Annotated in this window: 12 protein-coding genes; 7 read left to right on the top strand and 5 right to left on the bottom strand. The window is 59.5% G+C overall.

Annotated elements, in window-relative coordinates:
* The first annotated feature begins 61 nt into the window (after positions 1 to 61).
* The 7 genes from P3M64_RS10475 to P3M64_RS10445 are packed head-to-tail and all read left to right on the top strand — an operon-like array spanning position 62 to position 8,975.
* The gene (locus tag P3M64_RS10475) at positions 62 to 1,954 is read left to right on the top strand and encodes a carbamoyltransferase family protein (protein WP_165886391.1); all 1,893 of its coding nucleotides are present in this window, start codon (positions 62 to 64) and stop codon (positions 1,952 to 1,954) included.
* Between the two features lie 24 nt (positions 1,955 to 1,978).
* Positions 1,979 to 3,286 carry a methyltransferase gene (locus P3M64_RS10470; RefSeq protein ID WP_165886390.1) on the top strand — a complete coding sequence of 436 codons (1,308 nt, stop codon included), beginning with the start codon at positions 1,979 to 1,981 and terminating at the stop codon, positions 3,284 to 3,286.
* A gap of 1 nt (position 3,287) precedes the next feature.
* The gene (locus tag P3M64_RS10465; protein WP_132939880.1) at positions 3,288 to 4,895 is read left to right on the top strand and encodes a B12-binding domain-containing radical SAM protein; all 1,608 of its coding nucleotides are present in this window, start codon (positions 3,288 to 3,290) and stop codon (positions 4,893 to 4,895) included.
* On the top strand, positions 4,896 to 5,966 hold the full coding sequence (locus tag P3M64_RS10460; protein WP_132939879.1) for a radical SAM protein: 1,071 nt from the start codon (positions 4,896 to 4,898) through the stop codon (positions 5,964 to 5,966).
* 1 nt (position 5,967) lies between these two features.
* A complete protein-coding gene (locus tag P3M64_RS10455; protein WP_132939878.1) occupies positions 5,968 to 7,164 on the top strand; it encodes a hypothetical protein in 1,197 nt (398 codons plus the stop codon).
* Complete coding sequence (locus P3M64_RS10450) at positions 7,161 to 8,150, top strand: peptidase U32 family protein (RefSeq protein WP_132939877.1); 990 nt, start codon at positions 7,161 to 7,163, stop codon at positions 8,148 to 8,150. The genes P3M64_RS10455 and P3M64_RS10450 overlap by 4 nt, the downstream gene beginning before the upstream one ends.
* A gap of 12 nt (positions 8,151 to 8,162) precedes the next feature.
* Positions 8,163 to 8,975, top strand: a complete 813-nt coding sequence (locus tag P3M64_RS10445; RefSeq protein ID WP_132939876.1) for a hypothetical protein — start codon at positions 8,163 to 8,165, stop codon at positions 8,973 to 8,975.
* Here P3M64_RS10445 and P3M64_RS10440 read toward each other — a convergent pair.
* The 5 genes from P3M64_RS10440 to nrfD form a co-directional block, all read right to left on the bottom strand.
* On the bottom strand, positions 8,967 to 10,244 hold the full coding sequence (locus P3M64_RS10440; RefSeq protein ID WP_132939875.1) for a M28 family peptidase: 1,278 nt from the start codon (positions 10,242 to 10,244) through the stop codon (positions 8,967 to 8,969). The two genes, P3M64_RS10445 and P3M64_RS10440, sit on opposite strands and share 9 nt — an antisense overlap.
* Before the next feature lie 267 nt (positions 10,245 to 10,511).
* The gene (locus P3M64_RS10435; RefSeq protein ID WP_132939874.1) at positions 10,512 to 11,327 is read right to left on the bottom strand and encodes a tetratricopeptide repeat protein; all 816 of its coding nucleotides are present in this window, start codon (positions 11,325 to 11,327) and stop codon (positions 10,512 to 10,514) included.
* A 65-nt stretch (positions 11,328 to 11,392) separates the two neighbouring features.
* Positions 11,393 to 12,091 (bottom strand): TorD/DmsD family molecular chaperone, encoded by a 699-nt coding sequence (locus P3M64_RS10430; protein WP_132939873.1) that lies wholly within the window; start codon positions 12,089 to 12,091, stop codon positions 11,393 to 11,395.
* Positions 12,088 to 14,616, bottom strand: coding sequence for a molybdopterin-containing oxidoreductase family protein (locus P3M64_RS10425; RefSeq protein ID WP_132939872.1), 2,529 nt, complete (start codon positions 14,614 to 14,616; stop codon positions 12,088 to 12,090). Before P3M64_RS10425 ends, P3M64_RS10430 begins: the two co-directional genes overlap by 4 nt.
* A gap of 11 nt (positions 14,617 to 14,627) precedes the next feature.
* The gene (nrfD, locus tag P3M64_RS10420; RefSeq protein WP_132939871.1) at positions 14,628 to 15,575 is read right to left on the bottom strand and encodes an NrfD/PsrC family molybdoenzyme membrane anchor subunit; all 948 of its coding nucleotides are present in this window, start codon (positions 15,573 to 15,575) and stop codon (positions 14,628 to 14,630) included.
* Position 15,576 lies beyond the last annotated feature (1 nt).

The raw sequence follows: 15,576 nt of genomic DNA, 5'->3' as shown, positions 1-15,576 counted from the left end.
CGCCACGCGAGGTCGATACCCGAAGCGACGGGATCGCGCGGCTCCAAGGGGTGATTTGTCTATGTACGTTCTTGGTCTTTCGTTTGGCATGCACGATTGCGCGGCGGCATTGGTTGAAGACGGGAACGTGCTTTGGGCCATCGAGGAAGAACGCCTGGACCGCGTCAAACACAGCGGCGCTTTTCCCGAAAACAGCATTGCCTTCGTCCTCGAACGTCAAAATATCACGCTGGACGATGTCGATTGCGTCGCGTTCAATTTTTGCCCGGATATCATCCAACGCGAAATCGTCGAACGCGCCGCCGGGGCGAAGTTTCCTCATAATTTTGAATATTTCCGCGCCATGCGCCATTGGCGGCGCAGCGTCGAGGATGGCGTCACCCATCACCTACGCAAACGCCTCGCCTACACGGGCAATGTCATCGCGGTCGATCATCACATGGCCCATGCCGCGAGCAGCTATTATTGCAGCCCTTTCGCGGATGCCCTGATTTTAACGATCGATGGCGCCGGCGACCGCTATTCGACGGCCGTCTGGCGGGCGCAAGACAAGGATATAGCCTTCGTGATGGGCAATCGCCATCCGCACTCGTTGGGCACGCTGTACAGCGTCGTCACCGCCCACCTCGGGCTGGGCGACTTCGCCGAGGGCAAGACCATGGGGCTGGCCTCGTATGGAGAGGAGGAATTTCGCGAATTGTTCGACGCCCTGATCGTCGCCCCTCCGCGATCCCGACACGCGAACGCGAAGAGCAACTTTTTCGAACTCAATGACGCCTATATCCGTTTGCCCGAAGGGGCCTGGCGCATCGACCGAGCCTTCACCGACCGGGCCTTGGCGATTATCGGCCCACCCCGACCCCAAGACGCTCCGATCACGAAGCGCCACGAAAACATCGCCGCCAGCCTGCAAGGCGCGGTGGAACGCTTCATCTGCACCCGAGTCGCCGACCTGGGCGCGGAACATCGAACCCGCGATGTCTGTCTGGCCGGCGGCGTGGCGCTGAACAGCGTCATCAATGGAAAATTGATCGCGGACGGCTACTGCGACAATCTTTTCGTGCAACCGGCCGCCGGGGATTCGGGAACCGCACTGGGCAGCGCCCTGTTCGTGTCCTGCCAGGTCCACGGCGCGGCGCGCCCCCCCGCGATCCGCCACGTCTTTTGGGGCGCTGAATTCGACGATCGCGCCATCATCCGCGCCCTGGAGGCATATGACCTCGCCCATACCACCGCCAACGATCCCGCCGGCAAGGCGGCGCGGCTGTTGGGCGACAATTTGATCGTCGGCTGGTTTCAAGGCGCGATGGAATTCGGCCCGCGCGCCCTGGGCCATCGCAGCATCCTCGCCAATGCCCGCCATCCGGGCATGAACGATCGCGTCAACGCCGAAGTCAAACACCGCGAAGCCTTCCGCCCGTTCGCCGCCTCCGTTCCCGAACCGGACTGCGCCGCCTATTTCACCCTGCCGGTCCCCTCGCCTTATATGTTGATGGTTTGCGAAGTCCGCGAGGGAGCCTGTCTTCCCGCCGTCACCCATGTCGATAACACCGCCCGGGTGCAAACCCTGAGCGAGGACATCGACCCGTTGTTTTGGCGGCTCCACAAGGAAGTCGAGAAACACACCGGGGTCCCGGTCCTGCTCAACACATCGTTCAACGTCAAGGGCGAGCCTTTGGTGCACACTCCCGAGGACGCCATCCGCTGTTTCCTGGGAACCAATCTCGACGCCCTGGTCATTGGCAATCACATCGTGACCAAGAACGCCGGCGACGTCCTGCCGCCGAAAAACCCATATCGCGCCGCACGGCCCTTCGCCCCAAAGGCGGCCTCGACCAAAGAAACCCTGAATAAGGTCTGCGATTACACCAACTACTGGGCGACGTTCGTAAAATTGAAATTTTCTCCTCAGGGCGACGGCATGGAGAACACGACCTTCCACCGCGAACTGTAGCGCCGCAAAATGATGGGTGGACAAATGGAACGATTGCGCGAAATTTTGGACCGGCACGGCTATCGGATCGGCTGTCACATGGTGAACCCCTCGGCGGACCTGTCGCCGTGGCCAAACTACGACCTTGCGAAGAACAACGTCGTCCTGATGGAAGGCGCGATCAAGACGCTCCTCGCTTTGTTTTATCTGGGCGTCCCCATCGCGGAAGACACCCTCGCGCCTTTCCTTGATGACGTCCTCGTGGCCCGGCTCGACGCCGATGGCGTCCTTACGCGGCGAGGCGGCACGCTGGTCCCGCTAAAAATCATCATCCCCTATCGCGCCCTTTACCTCGTTGTCGATATTCCCCCCTTCTACCCCTCCCGGACGACGGGACGCGGCGATGTCTATCTTGGCGCGGATTCCTATTTGCTGGGCGGTTACCTCCCCAATCGACAGGGGTGCGACGTTCTCGATCTATGTTGCGGCAGCGGCATTCACGCCATCGCCATGGCGGCCCAAAACAATCGCGTCACAAGCGCGGACATCGACCCCGCCGCCGTCGCCCTAACCAACCTCAACGCTCGGCTCAACGGCGTCGCGCACAATGTGCGCTGCGTGCGCAGCGATCTTTTCGACGCCGTTGACGGCGCGTACGAACTGATCGTCACCAAGCCGCCCTGCCAGCCGGTGCCGGACTTCTTGACCGACTATCCGCGCGCCGGGCGGGGGGGCGACGACGGCCTCGCGATCATGCGCCGGGTCTTAGAGGACTGCCCGCGATATTTATCCCGGGGCGGGCGACTGCTGAGCATTTTGCAACTGCTGGGGGACGATCGTGGCGTTCCCTTCACCGAGGAATTGGCCGGCTACGCGCGCACCCGAGGACTTGGCGTGAGCCTCTATCTGACGGGACGCATGGCGGCGGCGCGGCACGTCGATCTCATGGCGGCGTACGCGCCAAACATCGGCGCCCAGGAAATCGCGCGCTGGAAAGACGACTACCGACAGGCCCATCACACCCATCTTTACGACGCCGTCATCACGATCGATAACGACGCCAGCGGATCGTTCGGCGTCACTTCGCGGTTCTTTTTATCCGACGACAGCGTCCTTAACAGCCAAGACAAAGGCCACATCGACGCGCACCTTCCACAGGGCATGGACATGCCCATCCTGCACGGAAAGTTCATCGACCTGTGCGACGGCGCGCGCACCGTAGGGGACATCAAGACCGCGCTAAAGGCCGAATTCCCCCAAAACGAGGAAGCCGCCGACGGCTTGATCCGCCGGATCGATTACTTCGCTCATTGGTTGGTTTCCAACGGGCTGGCGCGAATGGAAGGTCCGTAAATTGAACTCGAACACCTACACCGATCGCGAAATTTATCCTTCGTTTTGCGCGTATGTCGGCGTTCGCGACGCCGGCGGGCGGAACGTTATTTTTGACGCGGTCAGCGACCAAATAATTGCGATCCAACCCACTCTGGTCGAGCTTTTAGACCTGTGCGACGGGGTGCATTCCTTGGACGATATTTACCGCGCCCATGCGCGGCGGAACCGAGCGCGACGGGATCATGCCGACAGCCCGGAAGATGTCCGCGCGGCCCTAGAGACCCTCACCGACCTAAAGGTCATGAAATTCAGGACCTACCGCGAAACGAAGCACGCCAGGATATTGCTGATCAACCCCGGCCTGCCGTTTCCCAGATCGCGCTACACGTTTCAAAAGCTGACGCCGCCGCTGGGCCTGCTTCATATCGCGGGGCAATTGCACAAAGCGGGCCATGACGTCGATATCTACGACATGGCCCTGGAAGACGCCCGACCGGCCGACATCACCGCGTACATCGAGAAGAACGGGACGCCGTGGGATTTGATCGGGATCACCTTGAACATGACGCCAACCTCGGCCGAGGCCCTGCGCATCGCCCGCAACATCAAGGACATCCTGCCTGACACGCCCCTAATCATGGGTGGCAATCATGCCACGATGACCTACCGGGACCTGCTGCGCGACGCGGACGCCGATTTCGTGTGCGTCGGCATGGGGGAAAATTTGATGGTCTCGCTATGCGCGGCGCTGTTCGCCAAAAAGGGGCGGGTCGAAGACGTCGCGGGCCTCGCCTACAAAGTCGGCGAGGCTATTCGCCCACCGACGCCACAGACCGAACGGATCGATTTCGACGCCCTCGCATTCCCCGCCTATCACAAAATCGATTTATCCCGCTATGACACCAACGGCTATATCCCGATGATCACGAGCACCGGATGCCCGTTCAATTGCGCCTATTGCAGCACCTTCAAATTCCACGGTCGCCGCGTCAATTACTACGCACCGCATAGGGTCGTCGCCATGATCGAACGCCTGATCGATGCCTATGAGACCACCAAATTCAATTTTCTCGACGACGCCTTCACCTTCAACCGCAAGCGGATCGTCGCCATTTGCGAACTGTTGATCGAGAAGCGGTTGAATATTCAATGGATGTGCAACACCAGGATCGACATGGTCGATGAAGCCCTGTTGCACATCATGCGCGACGCCGGATGCGAAGGCGTGTTTTTCGGCGTCGAATCAGTCGAGCAGTCGGTCCTCGACAAGGCCAACAAGCGGGTCGATTTTTCCCAAGTCGAAGAGGTCATGAGATGGGCGAAGCAGGCCGGCCTGAAAATACGCCAGAGCTATATCATCGGCCTTCCCGGCGAGACCCGTGAAAGCATCGAACGCATCGGTCGTTTCGTGACCGAAAGCAACCCCGGCCAGGTGCAATTTTCGATGCTCAACATCTTTCCGGGAACCGATTATGCAAACGACCCGGCGGCCTATGGCCTGGAGGTGTTGCCCTTGGCGTGGCGTGAATTCAACATCAACATCCCGCATGTGCGCACGCAACACATGAACGAAGACGATATCCTCGACGCCTATATCGGCCTTCGCATGTCGTTGGGGGGGCGGTAAATGTCGATAACCGCCAAATGGGACATCACGTCGCGCTGCAATCTCAACTGCAAACACTGTTGCGTCGGCGGGGCGCATTATAAAAGCACGACGCCCGAATTGTCCGACGACGGCATCGAGAAAATCATCGACGACCTGCGCCGCAACGACGTGACGCACGTCCAATTCGTCGGCGGGGAACCGCTGCTGCGGAACAATTTTTCGGACATTCTCGCGCTGTCCAGGAAGGCCTTCGACACCGTCACGCTCAACACGAACGGCCTGTTCCTGACGCCGCGCTGGTTCGCGGAAAACCGCGCCCATCTGCCGGACGTCATCATCATCAGCCTGGATGGCCCCGACCGGGAAAGCCACGAATTCATTCGCGGCAAAAATACATACCGTCCCCTGATCGACAATATTCGCCGCCTGACGGCCTTGGTGCGCAAAAGCGACGCCCCGGTTCGCATCACCCTGAACGCCATCTTGTCGCACGCCGTGTTGACGCGGGCGCGCGACTTCGTGGACCTCGCCAAATCCCTGGGCGTTGACGCCTTCGGGATCACCAACATCATCGCCGTCGATAGCGCCCTGGAAAATCTGGACCGCATCGGCGCCGTGACCTGGGAAGAAAAATATGCCTTCCTGATCGACCTCGTCGGCCATGCCAAGGCGCACGATTTGCCTGTTAGCTTCGAGGCGACGCCGATGGGATACGCCTACATCAACGCCGTGTGCGCCACCAAGTACCCGACCGCCTTTCACTGCGGCGCGGGCAGCCACGGCATATACATCCAGGCCGACGGCGCGGTTTATCCGTGCATGCGCTGCAAGTTCGAGATGGGCGCGGCGGCGCAAACGACCGGGTCCGCGCCCCTTGGCGAAAATTCCCTGGATGGGTTTTTGACCTCGGGCTTTCGCGGCGATTTCATCGCCGCCAAGGATGGCGGGCGGGCGGACGACACTCTGTGCACGACCTGCAAATTCGGACCATATTGCACGCCGTGCATGTTCGAGGCCGACGACGACGGCCATGTCCCCGAATGCCTGTATATCCACGAGGCCGTAAAACAGTTGGGAGGCGAGACCTAAAATGCCCCTTCCTCATTTCACGCATAAGGGCCGGATTTTCCTAACCGACGAGTTTGGCTATTTGTATTTGCCCTTCCACGGCATGATCGTCGCCCTACCCTACGACGAGGCCGTTTTCCTGAAACGGTGCGAAACGCAAACACCCGATGCCCTTATCAAATCTGGAGAATACGACGAAACAGACGCCCAAATTTTCACCGAATATCTGGCACGGATTCAAAAAGAAAAAAATTGCTTCAACTATAAATACGACGAAAAATATTACATCAAGGACTTCCAAAACATCGACATCATCTTTAATTTCGTCCTGGACTGCGACGGTGTGTACGCGTTGAGCGACGATGCACGGCAGTTTCTCCACGATATCATTCTCACGCACGCTTATAAGGCGAACGCCGTTCACTTTACCCTGTTGGGCGGCGACGCGGCGGGGCAGGCGGAGGTCCGCGACGCCCTGGACCTGTTGTCCGCCCGGCTCGAAAAGCAATTTATCTATTCTTCGACGCAAGAAGAGCTTCGCCAACAGGAGACGCATATCATAGCGCAAAACGACACCGCCCAGGCGCGCGACGATGAGGCCGCGCCTTATGACCTGCTTGAGCGTTTCTTGACCTGGCTGCACATCGGCACGGTGGATGCGCCGCTCGATATCCCCCACGACCTCGGCGAACGCTTGGCCGCCGCCTTACCCGCCTTCATGGATGCGGCGGCGCACAGCCCGCGCAGGTTCAAGCGCCTGCTGCGCGCCGTGTTGCAATTCGCACAGAACCGGAAACGCTTCTTCAACTGCGCGGCGGGCATCAATAGCGTTTATTGCGACCTCGCGCACGGCGGGGTGCATGGCTGCAAAAAGGACCCCGCACGCATTGGAACGCTGTCGGAGGGGCTGCATGACGCCACCAGGAAAGCGTATTTCCGTGGTTCGGTCATCCACAAGGATAAATGTCTGGCGTGTTGGTGCCGCTATTTCTGCGCCGCCGGCTGCCGGTTGAACGCCGCCCCTCCGGATTGCACCGCCATTCGGGCGGTTTACGAACAAATCGGGCAGCTGAATTTCAAACTCCAAGAGACCAATCGGAAAATTCTAACATCGTCCCTGCGCAATGAAATACAATCATACCACGAATGTTTGTTTACTTTATATCATGATTCTTGTGTAATGGATAAGGTCCCGGAACGGTTGGGAGAACAGCCATGAAGATCGTCGTCGGGGCAAGCACCCCCGAGACCATTAGCGAACGTATCGACGTCGGCGCCGACGAGGTTTTTTGCGGCTATATCCCGGAATACTGGTTGGATGAATTTCAATTCTTCATGAGCCCGGGGCGCCGCTGGGGTCCGATGAGCAGCATGACGAACCTCGACGGCCTGAACGCCGCCGTCGCCGCCGCGCATGACCTGGGAAAAAAGTTTTCCCTGACGCTAAACGCGCAAAATATCACGAAAGGCCAGTTGGCGGTCATCGAACGACTGATCGAAGAGTTGAAAACCACCGATGTGGACCACCTGATCGTTTCCGATATCGCCCTGTTGCGCGTCCTGCGCCGGACCTGGCGCGACATCCCGATCCACCTGAGCACCGGCGGCACCGTTTTCAACGCCAACAGCGCCGCGTTTTTTCAGGATTTAGGGGTCAACCGGATCATCTTTCCCCGGGCATTGAAACTGACCGACGCCTACGACATCGCGGACGCCTACCCGGAAATGGAATTCGAAATCTTCACCAGCCATTCGCGCTGTTTGAACATCGATGGGTTTTGCTACTTCGAACATATGATCGTGTACATGTCCAACGAAGCGCCGCCTTTCATGAATTTCTCCATGTGCAACATCGACTACGACATCGGGGTGCTTAGCGCGCAAAGCCTAAGCGCCGCCGAGAGCGCCCGCATACGCCAAAACATGCAACAAAAATGGCGCTTCAGTTCAAACCCCAAGACATGCCGCGCCTGCGATATGTTCGATTGCGCCAATCATAACATTCGCTATTTGAAAATACCCGGGCGCGACTGCAACAGCGCCGATAAACGCACCATGATGCAGCAAGAGATTTCATTTCTGCGCAGACTCACCGACAGCCTCGACACCTTTCCCAATTCCAGCGCGTACCAGAGTTTCGCCCAGGACCAATTTCATCAAACCTTTCGTGAAAAATGCACGCTGCACGGCCCCTATTGTTTATAAGGAGACGGTCCCGTGGAAAAAGCCATCATCGTCTCGGATCCCGCCCAGATCGACGCCCTTGAGGGTTATGACCGCGTTTACTATGGGACCGAGTTTTGCGACCGCCTCATCCCGTCGAAACGCGACGTTTCACAGGCCATCGAGCACTGCCGTGCGCGCGGACTTAAATTCACCCTGGCCACGCCGTACATCGAACAGAGTGATTTCCAGAAGGTCGAAAATATCGTCGAACTGGTCGCCCATGCCGGAAACGAAAGCGAGGTCGTGATCAACGACCTCGGTCTTTTGCGCCATATCAACGCGCAGCGAGAAAAAGGGACCTCGGCCTACCGGGACCTGACCTTGTTGTTGGGTCGGTTGATGAACAAACTGCCCAGGGACCCGCGCTATATCAATGTCGTCGATCAGTTGAACGAACGCCAGCGCGAAGGAATCTCGTCCAACCACCTTTCCTACATCGGCGATTTCTGGCGCGCGCAGGGAATCGCCCGGTTCGAAATCGACAACGTGATGCACCCCATCGACCTTCCCGCCGAAAACGCCTATTCCCTGTATTATCCCTACTTCTATATCTCCTGCAGCAAAACTTGCCTGACGGCCCAATGCACGCGAGATCATGACATCCGTGAAAAAACGGAGAAGTGCCAGACGGAATGCGCCACATACGGATTCCAGCTGAACCATCCTTCCCTACCGGGGCCGATGTACTATCTAGGCAACACCTTCTATGGCTATAACGATAAAATAGACGAAAAAGTGACCGGCGCACTGTTCAGCCGCCTTGTCGAATACCGTCCCGACATGCGCCTGCAAGGCTCAAATTGAGATGATCAACGCCTTTAGGAAGGACGCGAACGCGTCCATGTCGTCACGGTTTATGTGCACCAAATCGTCTCTTCGGGTGTGCGCCCGTCGCCCCGCGCCCAGGGTCAGAAAATGATAGGTCGCGCCACCGACGATCCCGGCCTGGGCGGCGGCGTGTTCGACGTTGCCTTTTTCTCGGGAAAGTTGGATTTTATCGAACATTCCGCCAAGGTCGTGCGTTCTTAAAAAATCGGCGACCTCGTGCGGTTTATCGGTTCCATAACGCAACGTGCGCCCACATCCGACGGTATCGATTTCGATCATATGATCGGGCTGTTCGGTAACGGTCAACTGCGCGCCATCGCGCGCCGCGAATACCTTGGACAAGCCGTTCCACGATCGGCGCGCGCATTCCCCGTTCAAATCGACCAACAAGGACAGGGCGCCGAAAAGGAGATATTCCTCGGCGTCATAATAAACGAATTCCACATCGGGCAGACACGCGCCCTGTCGATGGAGGTCCTTGAGAACGGCGGTAAGAACGGCGACCCCCGAGGCGTTATCGGACGCCCCCGGAAGATCGGGCGCCTCGAAGGCGCTGTCGTAATGGCAAATCACCCGCACCCTTGGGCGCTTTCCCGCCTCCGCCGACCCCACGCCATGGGCATGACGGACGAACAAATTACGCGCTGTGGTCGGCCTCACCGAGACGTCGATATCCTGGCGCACGCAAAGCCCGCGGCGCGCGCGCGCGCGGAGCATTTCTCCCGTTCGCCGCGATACGCAGGTCACGGGAAAATCGTCCAATGCCGCAATTTCCTCCAGGTCCGCACTTGTGATCGGGGAAAATAGCCCAAGAAGTTCCGCGTCCGTATCCCGGTCGGAGATGAAAATGACGCCGCGATACCCCGCCGTTTTATGGGCAAGGATTTGTTCCACGAGCGCGCCGCCCTCGATATCCGCCAAAAGAACGCGGCCGTGCGGAGGCTCGCCCCCGGTGGACCCGGCGGCAAGCGGCGCTTCCAGTTTTATCTTCTGCCGATAGGGGTAAAACGGCGGACAGCCGAAATAAGGCAGCGCGCAAAAGACCTCGGAGCCGATGCGATGCTCAAGCGCGTCGATGTGCATGGCGCGCAACGGGAATGCCGCCTCGTCGGTGACGTAACCGCACGCGCGCACCTCTTCCCTCAAGAACGCGAACAACCGCCGGGCGCCGCAAGATCCCGCCTCGCGACATCCCACGCTTTCCACCTGATATCTTAGAATGCGCTCGATATCGTTCACGCTCATGAAATACGTTCAATCCCGGCTCGCCGCCCAAAGCGCGAACCCCCGCCATCGGGGCGGGGCATGTTATCATAGTGGTTTGAGTTTAACATTTGAGTCCGATGCAATTGGACACAAATGTGTGAAGAAATCAAACTGCAACAAAAAGATAGATAGTGGTCGGCCCGATGGTTCGCGGGAGCGAAACGTCGGAGTCGATCCAATAGGAACGGGCCGCCCCACCGGCAATTCGTTCCCCCTTGAACGCGAACGGTCCCGGCGGCGAACGGGTCAGCGCGGGGCGAGCGGCGTAATCGAGAGTGGCGTAGGGCCACGCCCCCCTGCGCCTCGGGAAACGAAACGAAAAGACAGGCGCTCCGCCGCCGCGATCGCCGATGACGACAACCCCCGACTTGCGGTTTGGCGCAATTGCGCCCCTTTCTTTTCGCCCAGGCGTTGCGCGACGATGGCCCAGGCCAGGGCGCTCACCGCGTTGCGCGCCACCCCCCGCCCTTCTCCATAGGCCCGGGCGAGGTCGATACAGGCCCCACCGTGACCCTGGCGGGCCGATTTTTCCAACCAAGCGACGCCCTCCTCGGGCGCGGCGACGACGCCGCGCCCATACAAAAGCATGCCCCCCAAGCTATGCTGCGCGTGCGCTTCGCCCTGAACGGCGGCGAGTCGGTACCAGTGCGCCGCCGTCTTCAGGTTTTGCCCCACGCCGAGGCCGCGTTCATACATTTCGCCCAAATTGTTTTGCGCCGCGGGGTATCCCGCGGCGGCGGCCCGGCGGTACAAGCGGACCGCCCCGGCATACCCCGACGGTCCGAAGCGCCTCAGTTTGTTGGCTTCACGGGTGATTTCCCCGGGAGTTTGAAGAGGTATTTCCCCGGGGGCGAGAAGATGCCCTTGACCATCGACGGTGGCCGCCCCGGCCCCGATATCCCCGTCGCCGTCGCCCCCCCAGCCGCAAGCCTGGGCGGGGGAAGAAAAGGTGAGGATCAGTATGAAAAAAAAACCGGCCACAAGACACCCCGGACGCATGAAGGGCGCCATGCCCCCGGGTGCGGGAGGGAACAGGACCTCCCCTTGGCACGTATACGGCATTTGAACGTATCCTTATCCTGTGGCCGGTTAACCGCACATCGCGAACGGCTTCGGCTACCGGTCGTTTACTCAACCGGCGCCTTTAACTGCTCCGATATTCTGGCTCTTTCATCCTTGAGAAAGGCACAGGTCAGGCGCGCGAGCTCGTCATAGAAACGATGCGCCGCCCGTCGTTCGACCTTATCCAAAAAATCGAACACCCACCTTTCGAGATGGCGGTTCAGGAAATCGTCCTGGAAGTGAAGGGCGTCGCGGACGCCCGCCCGGTCCTCCGCCATCCGGGAATTGTCCTCGTGTTCGCACAGATGGCCCAAAAATTCCAACTCGATGCTGATGTGGTCGGGCTCCATCGGCGTCACCGTGTCGATCGCGAAACCAAGGGCTTCGTAGTAGGTTTCGACGGCGGCGGTTTCCGGCCCGCGCAACATGGCGGAGCCACCGGGCATTTGCACCGATTCGTGCGGCGAAATCAGCGTGCCCGGCACCAAAAAAAGGGTGGAGAAGGCGACCGCGAGATCCTCGCCGAGCGCCTTGGGATCTTCCGTGAAAAAATCGTCTCCCAACACCATTCCGGCATCGATCAGGGCCTCCCGCAAGGGCGGCGAACGCAGGGCGGTGATGACCTCCACCGTCGCCTCGTCACGAAACAGCGATCCGAGAAGGCCGTAAAACGACGCCCGCGCGGGGCGCGCCGGACCGTGCGGTGAAGTGGCGGTGGCCTCACGGCCACCACCTTGCTCCATCCCATGCGTAAGGGCGTTCATGCCTTCCTCACTTGGACGACGGTGTCCATCCAACGCAGTTCCCCATTGATGGGATCGGGCGAGTTGGCGATCATCCAGTTGGGATGCACTCCCCGGTCATCCTTCCACCAGATCCGCTGCAGGTCCGGATCGTCGTCACGGCCTTCCGGCGCTTTGTGACCCGAAGCGTAACGACCGTATTGCCAATGACCGAAGTGGTGCGAGATCGCAACCACTCCGATATTGACCGCCGGGGTCACCTTGGCCTCGGTTTCGATCCCACCCACCGGCGACGTGATCTTCACCTTGTCGCCGTCCTTGATGCCGCGGCGCTGGGCATCCTTTGGATTGATCCAGGCGGGGTTATCGTGGTTGACCTCGGTCAGGAACTTGCAGTTCTGCGAACGCGAGTGGATCTGGGTCGCGACCTTGTAGGTCGTAAGCATCATATCGTCGGCCCCCATATTCTCGTGTTCGGGGACCCCCACCCAGGTTGGAAGCGGGGCCAGGCCCTTGTCCTCCATGATGCTGGAATAGATTTCGAAATAGCCCGAGGTATTGACCTTGTCGGGCTTAAATCCCGAGTAGACCTTATCGCCGACGCGGTGCCCGACATAGCCCTTGTAGGCATGTTTGGTATGGGTATAGCCCTTTTTAAGGGCCTCCTCCCGGGAGACGACATGGACCTTCTTCCAGTCCCAATAGACGCCGCTTTGCGGATCGTAGACCACCGTGTCTTTCTGATAGGCGGCGGGGCTCACCTCCACCTTGTAGCTGTGGTACCTGGGCTTCGCCTTTGGATCGTGATAGACGCCCTGCGCCTTCATGTATTCAAAGCCCCCGACGGCGGCGACTTCCGGCGTTTTTTCGCAGGACAGGCGGACGAACTCCTCCTTGGTCTTGAAGCCCAGGGGCGTCCCCAAACGTTCCGCGAGGTCGCAGGCCACGGTGGCGAAATCGCGGCAATCACCAAGCGGTTTGATCGCCGGCTGGCGAATGTAAAATTCGGCGACCTGGGTCGGAGAAACCATGTCCTCCCAATCCCAACGTTCCGTATAGGTCGGTTCGGGCAGAATCAGATCGGCCAGGGCCGCCGATTCGTCATAGAACGGATTGACGCTGACGAAAAACGGCACCAGGGTTTCATCCTTGAGGATGTCGATATTTTCTTGAACCTCGCCATTGGCGTAGACCGGCGTGTACATATAGGTCATGTAAATATCCGGTCGACCGTTGCTGCCGTCCTTGATCATCTTCAGGACGTTATGGCTCATATGATGGTTCGGCGAGACCGCCGCGCCCTTGGGCCCGTCGAGGATATCGAGCTTGCGCGCCTTCGGTTTTTCCGAAATGCCCTTGGGGTAATGCCATTTCGGGCCAACCGCCTTGCAGCGCCCGCCGGGGTTGTCGATGTTGCCGGTAATCGCCGCCAAGGTCTGGATCGCCCGCTCCGTGTCGTGGCCGTTATAATGGGCGATCGCCCCACGGTAGCTGATCACGCACGCCGGATGCGTGGTCGCGAATTCCCGGGCGATACGGGCGATGGTCTCGGCGGGAACGGCGCTGATCTTGGCCGCCCACTGTGGCGTGTAGGGGGCGAAGTGCGCCTTTAGGGACGCGATTTTTTCCGCCGTGGTGGCGTCGTGTTTGGCGGTCGCCTTGCAATACTGCAAGAAGGCCTCGCCGTCGCCTTTATAGAGATCCTCGTTCATCACCACGTTGCACATGGCGAGCACGACGGCGAGGTCGGCTCCCGGCTTAACCGGCACCCATTCCTTGGATTTGGCCGCCGTGTTGGACAGCCGCACGTCGAAGGTCACCAGCTTGACGTTGCGATCGGTGATCGCCCGGATCAACCTGTGCGATGTCGGAATATGGTTGGTTCCCGCCTCCAGCACATTCGAACCGAAGTTGAGCACATAGCGCGTGTTGTCGAAGTCCCAACTGTCGTAGTGGGCGCCCCATGTGTATTCCTGCGCCACCCATTTTCCGCCCTCGCAGATGGAGGTGTGGTTGCCGATGGTCCCGGTGCCGAAGGTTTTGAGGAACTCACCGACCATCTTGCTGGTCGAGGCCTTCATGCGCCCATAATGGAACATGAATTTCTCGGGGGTTCCCGCGTCCCGCAGTTTCTGAAGACGCGCGGTCACTTCGCCCAAGGCCTCGTCCCAGGAAACGCGTTTCCATTTGCCCTCGCCACGGGCGCCGACCCGCCTTAGGGGATAGAGCACGCGGTCGGGGTCGTTGGGCTGATTGACGCCGCCCTGTCCCTTGGCGCACATCACGCCTTCCGAGCGGATCGAGTTGGGTTGCCCTTCAATTTTGACCACGCGGCCATCCTCGACATAGGCGATGTTGGGGCAACGGGTGACGCACTGCAGGCACGCGCTGGGCACGGCTTTGCGTTGTCGTCCGGTCTTGTGGGAAAAATCCTTTCCCCCATTCCATGCCGGCAGGGCTTTGGCCTGTTTCAAAGTCATGGTTCCGGCGACCCCGGCGGCGGCGGACGCCGCGCTCAATTTGAAAAAGTTACGACGATTCAACATGGTTTCTTCCTTCAAATTCCAACCGGGCCGGTGATCTGGCCGGCCACGACGACGATGTAACGCAACATGAAGCCCCCGATCAGCACCAAGGTGCACACGGCGATCTCAATACTTCGCGGCATGACGTACTGTTTCTGATAAAGGAGCGTCGGGATGACGTATTTGAGCTCGATCGCCGCGGGGATGGCCAAGCCAAGAGCCACGAAACCAAGCCAGAACAACGACGTCAACCGACCGCCGAGAATAACCGCGACCGCGGCCTCGGTATTTCCGATCGTCAGGTGAGCGTACATGATAAATAGGAAAACAACGGCGATCTCGAAAGCGATCAGCAGAAGATCCGACGAGGTCATCAGGTACGTGCTTCTTGCGACTTCCTGGTGATGCGTGGCCTCTCTAAAAATGGCCCGCGCCAGCAAGATCGCCGCCACCCCGGTAGACAGCGCCGAAACCAGGAACAACAACGCCAAAATGGGTGAGTTCCAGAACGGACGGGCGGGAAGGGCGCCCAACAAGATACCGGTATACAGGGCGACGCCGACGCCGAGGGGAACCATCGCCCAGGCCAGCATCTTGCGCAGGGAATGGCGCGCGTCGCCGGGACGCGGGTCCTTCATGAAAAAGGTGTAAGCGTAGGCCAGACTGACGAGGATGAACAGCGACAGGAGCCAGGTTCCGATAGACATCGGAGACAGGTTAATCACCTTGAAAAGATTGACGAAGCGAAACCAGTTTCCGGCCTGAAAACTGCCCAGTTCGAAAACGATCATGCCGGTTCCCACGATCACCGGAAAAGGCGCGATCAGCGCGCCCCAGCGCGCGATATCGAAGCCCGACCCCGGACGGTCCCCGCCGCCCGAACGCAGCAGCACCGAGGCGCTGACCGCGCCGGCGCCGGCGCCCAGGCCGCCGAGAAACAGATACAGAATGACGGGAAGACCCCAATGTAACTCATGCATG

This window comes from Varunaivibrio sulfuroxidans, from assembly GCF_029318635.1.
Lineage (GTDB): Bacteria > Pseudomonadota > Alphaproteobacteria > Rhodospirillales > Magnetovibrionaceae > Varunaivibrio > Varunaivibrio sulfuroxidans.
This window is presented reverse-complemented; position numbering and strand designations above follow the sequence as displayed.

Bases quoted from the DNA above. Each gene is read 5' to 3' on its own strand.
- P3M64_RS10475 (WP_165886391.1), top strand. From the start codon at position 62: ATGTACGTTCTTGGTCTTTCGTTTGGCATGCACGATTGCGCGGCGGCA.
- P3M64_RS10470 (WP_165886390.1), top strand. From the start codon at position 1,979: ATGGAACGATTGCGCGAAATTTTGGACCGGCACGGCTATCGGATCGGC.
- P3M64_RS10460 (WP_132939879.1), top strand. From the start codon at position 4,896: ATGTCGATAACCGCCAAATGGGACATCACGTCGCGCTGCAATCTCAAC.
- P3M64_RS10455 (WP_132939878.1), top strand. From the start codon at position 5,968: ATGCCCCTTCCTCATTTCACGCATAAGGGCCGGATTTTCCTAACCGAC.
- P3M64_RS10450 (WP_132939877.1), top strand. From the start codon at position 7,161: ATGAAGATCGTCGTCGGGGCAAGCACCCCCGAGACCATTAGCGAACGT.
- P3M64_RS10440 (WP_132939875.1), bottom strand. From the start codon at position 10,244: ATGAGCGTGAACGATATCGAGCGCATTCTAAGATATCAGGTGGAAAGC.
- P3M64_RS10435 (WP_132939874.1), bottom strand. From the start codon at position 11,327: ATGCCGTATACGTGCCAAGGGGAGGTCCTGTTCCCTCCCGCACCCGGG.
- P3M64_RS10430 (WP_132939873.1), bottom strand. From the start codon at position 12,091: ATGAACGCCCTTACGCATGGGATGGAGCAAGGTGGTGGCCGTGAGGCC.
- P3M64_RS10425 (WP_132939872.1), bottom strand. From the start codon at position 14,616: ATGTTGAATCGTCGTAACTTTTTCAAATTGAGCGCGGCGTCCGCCGCC.
- nrfD (WP_132939871.1), bottom strand. From the start codon at position 15,575: ATGCATGAGTTACATTGGGGTCTTCCCGTCATTCTGTATCTGTTTCTC.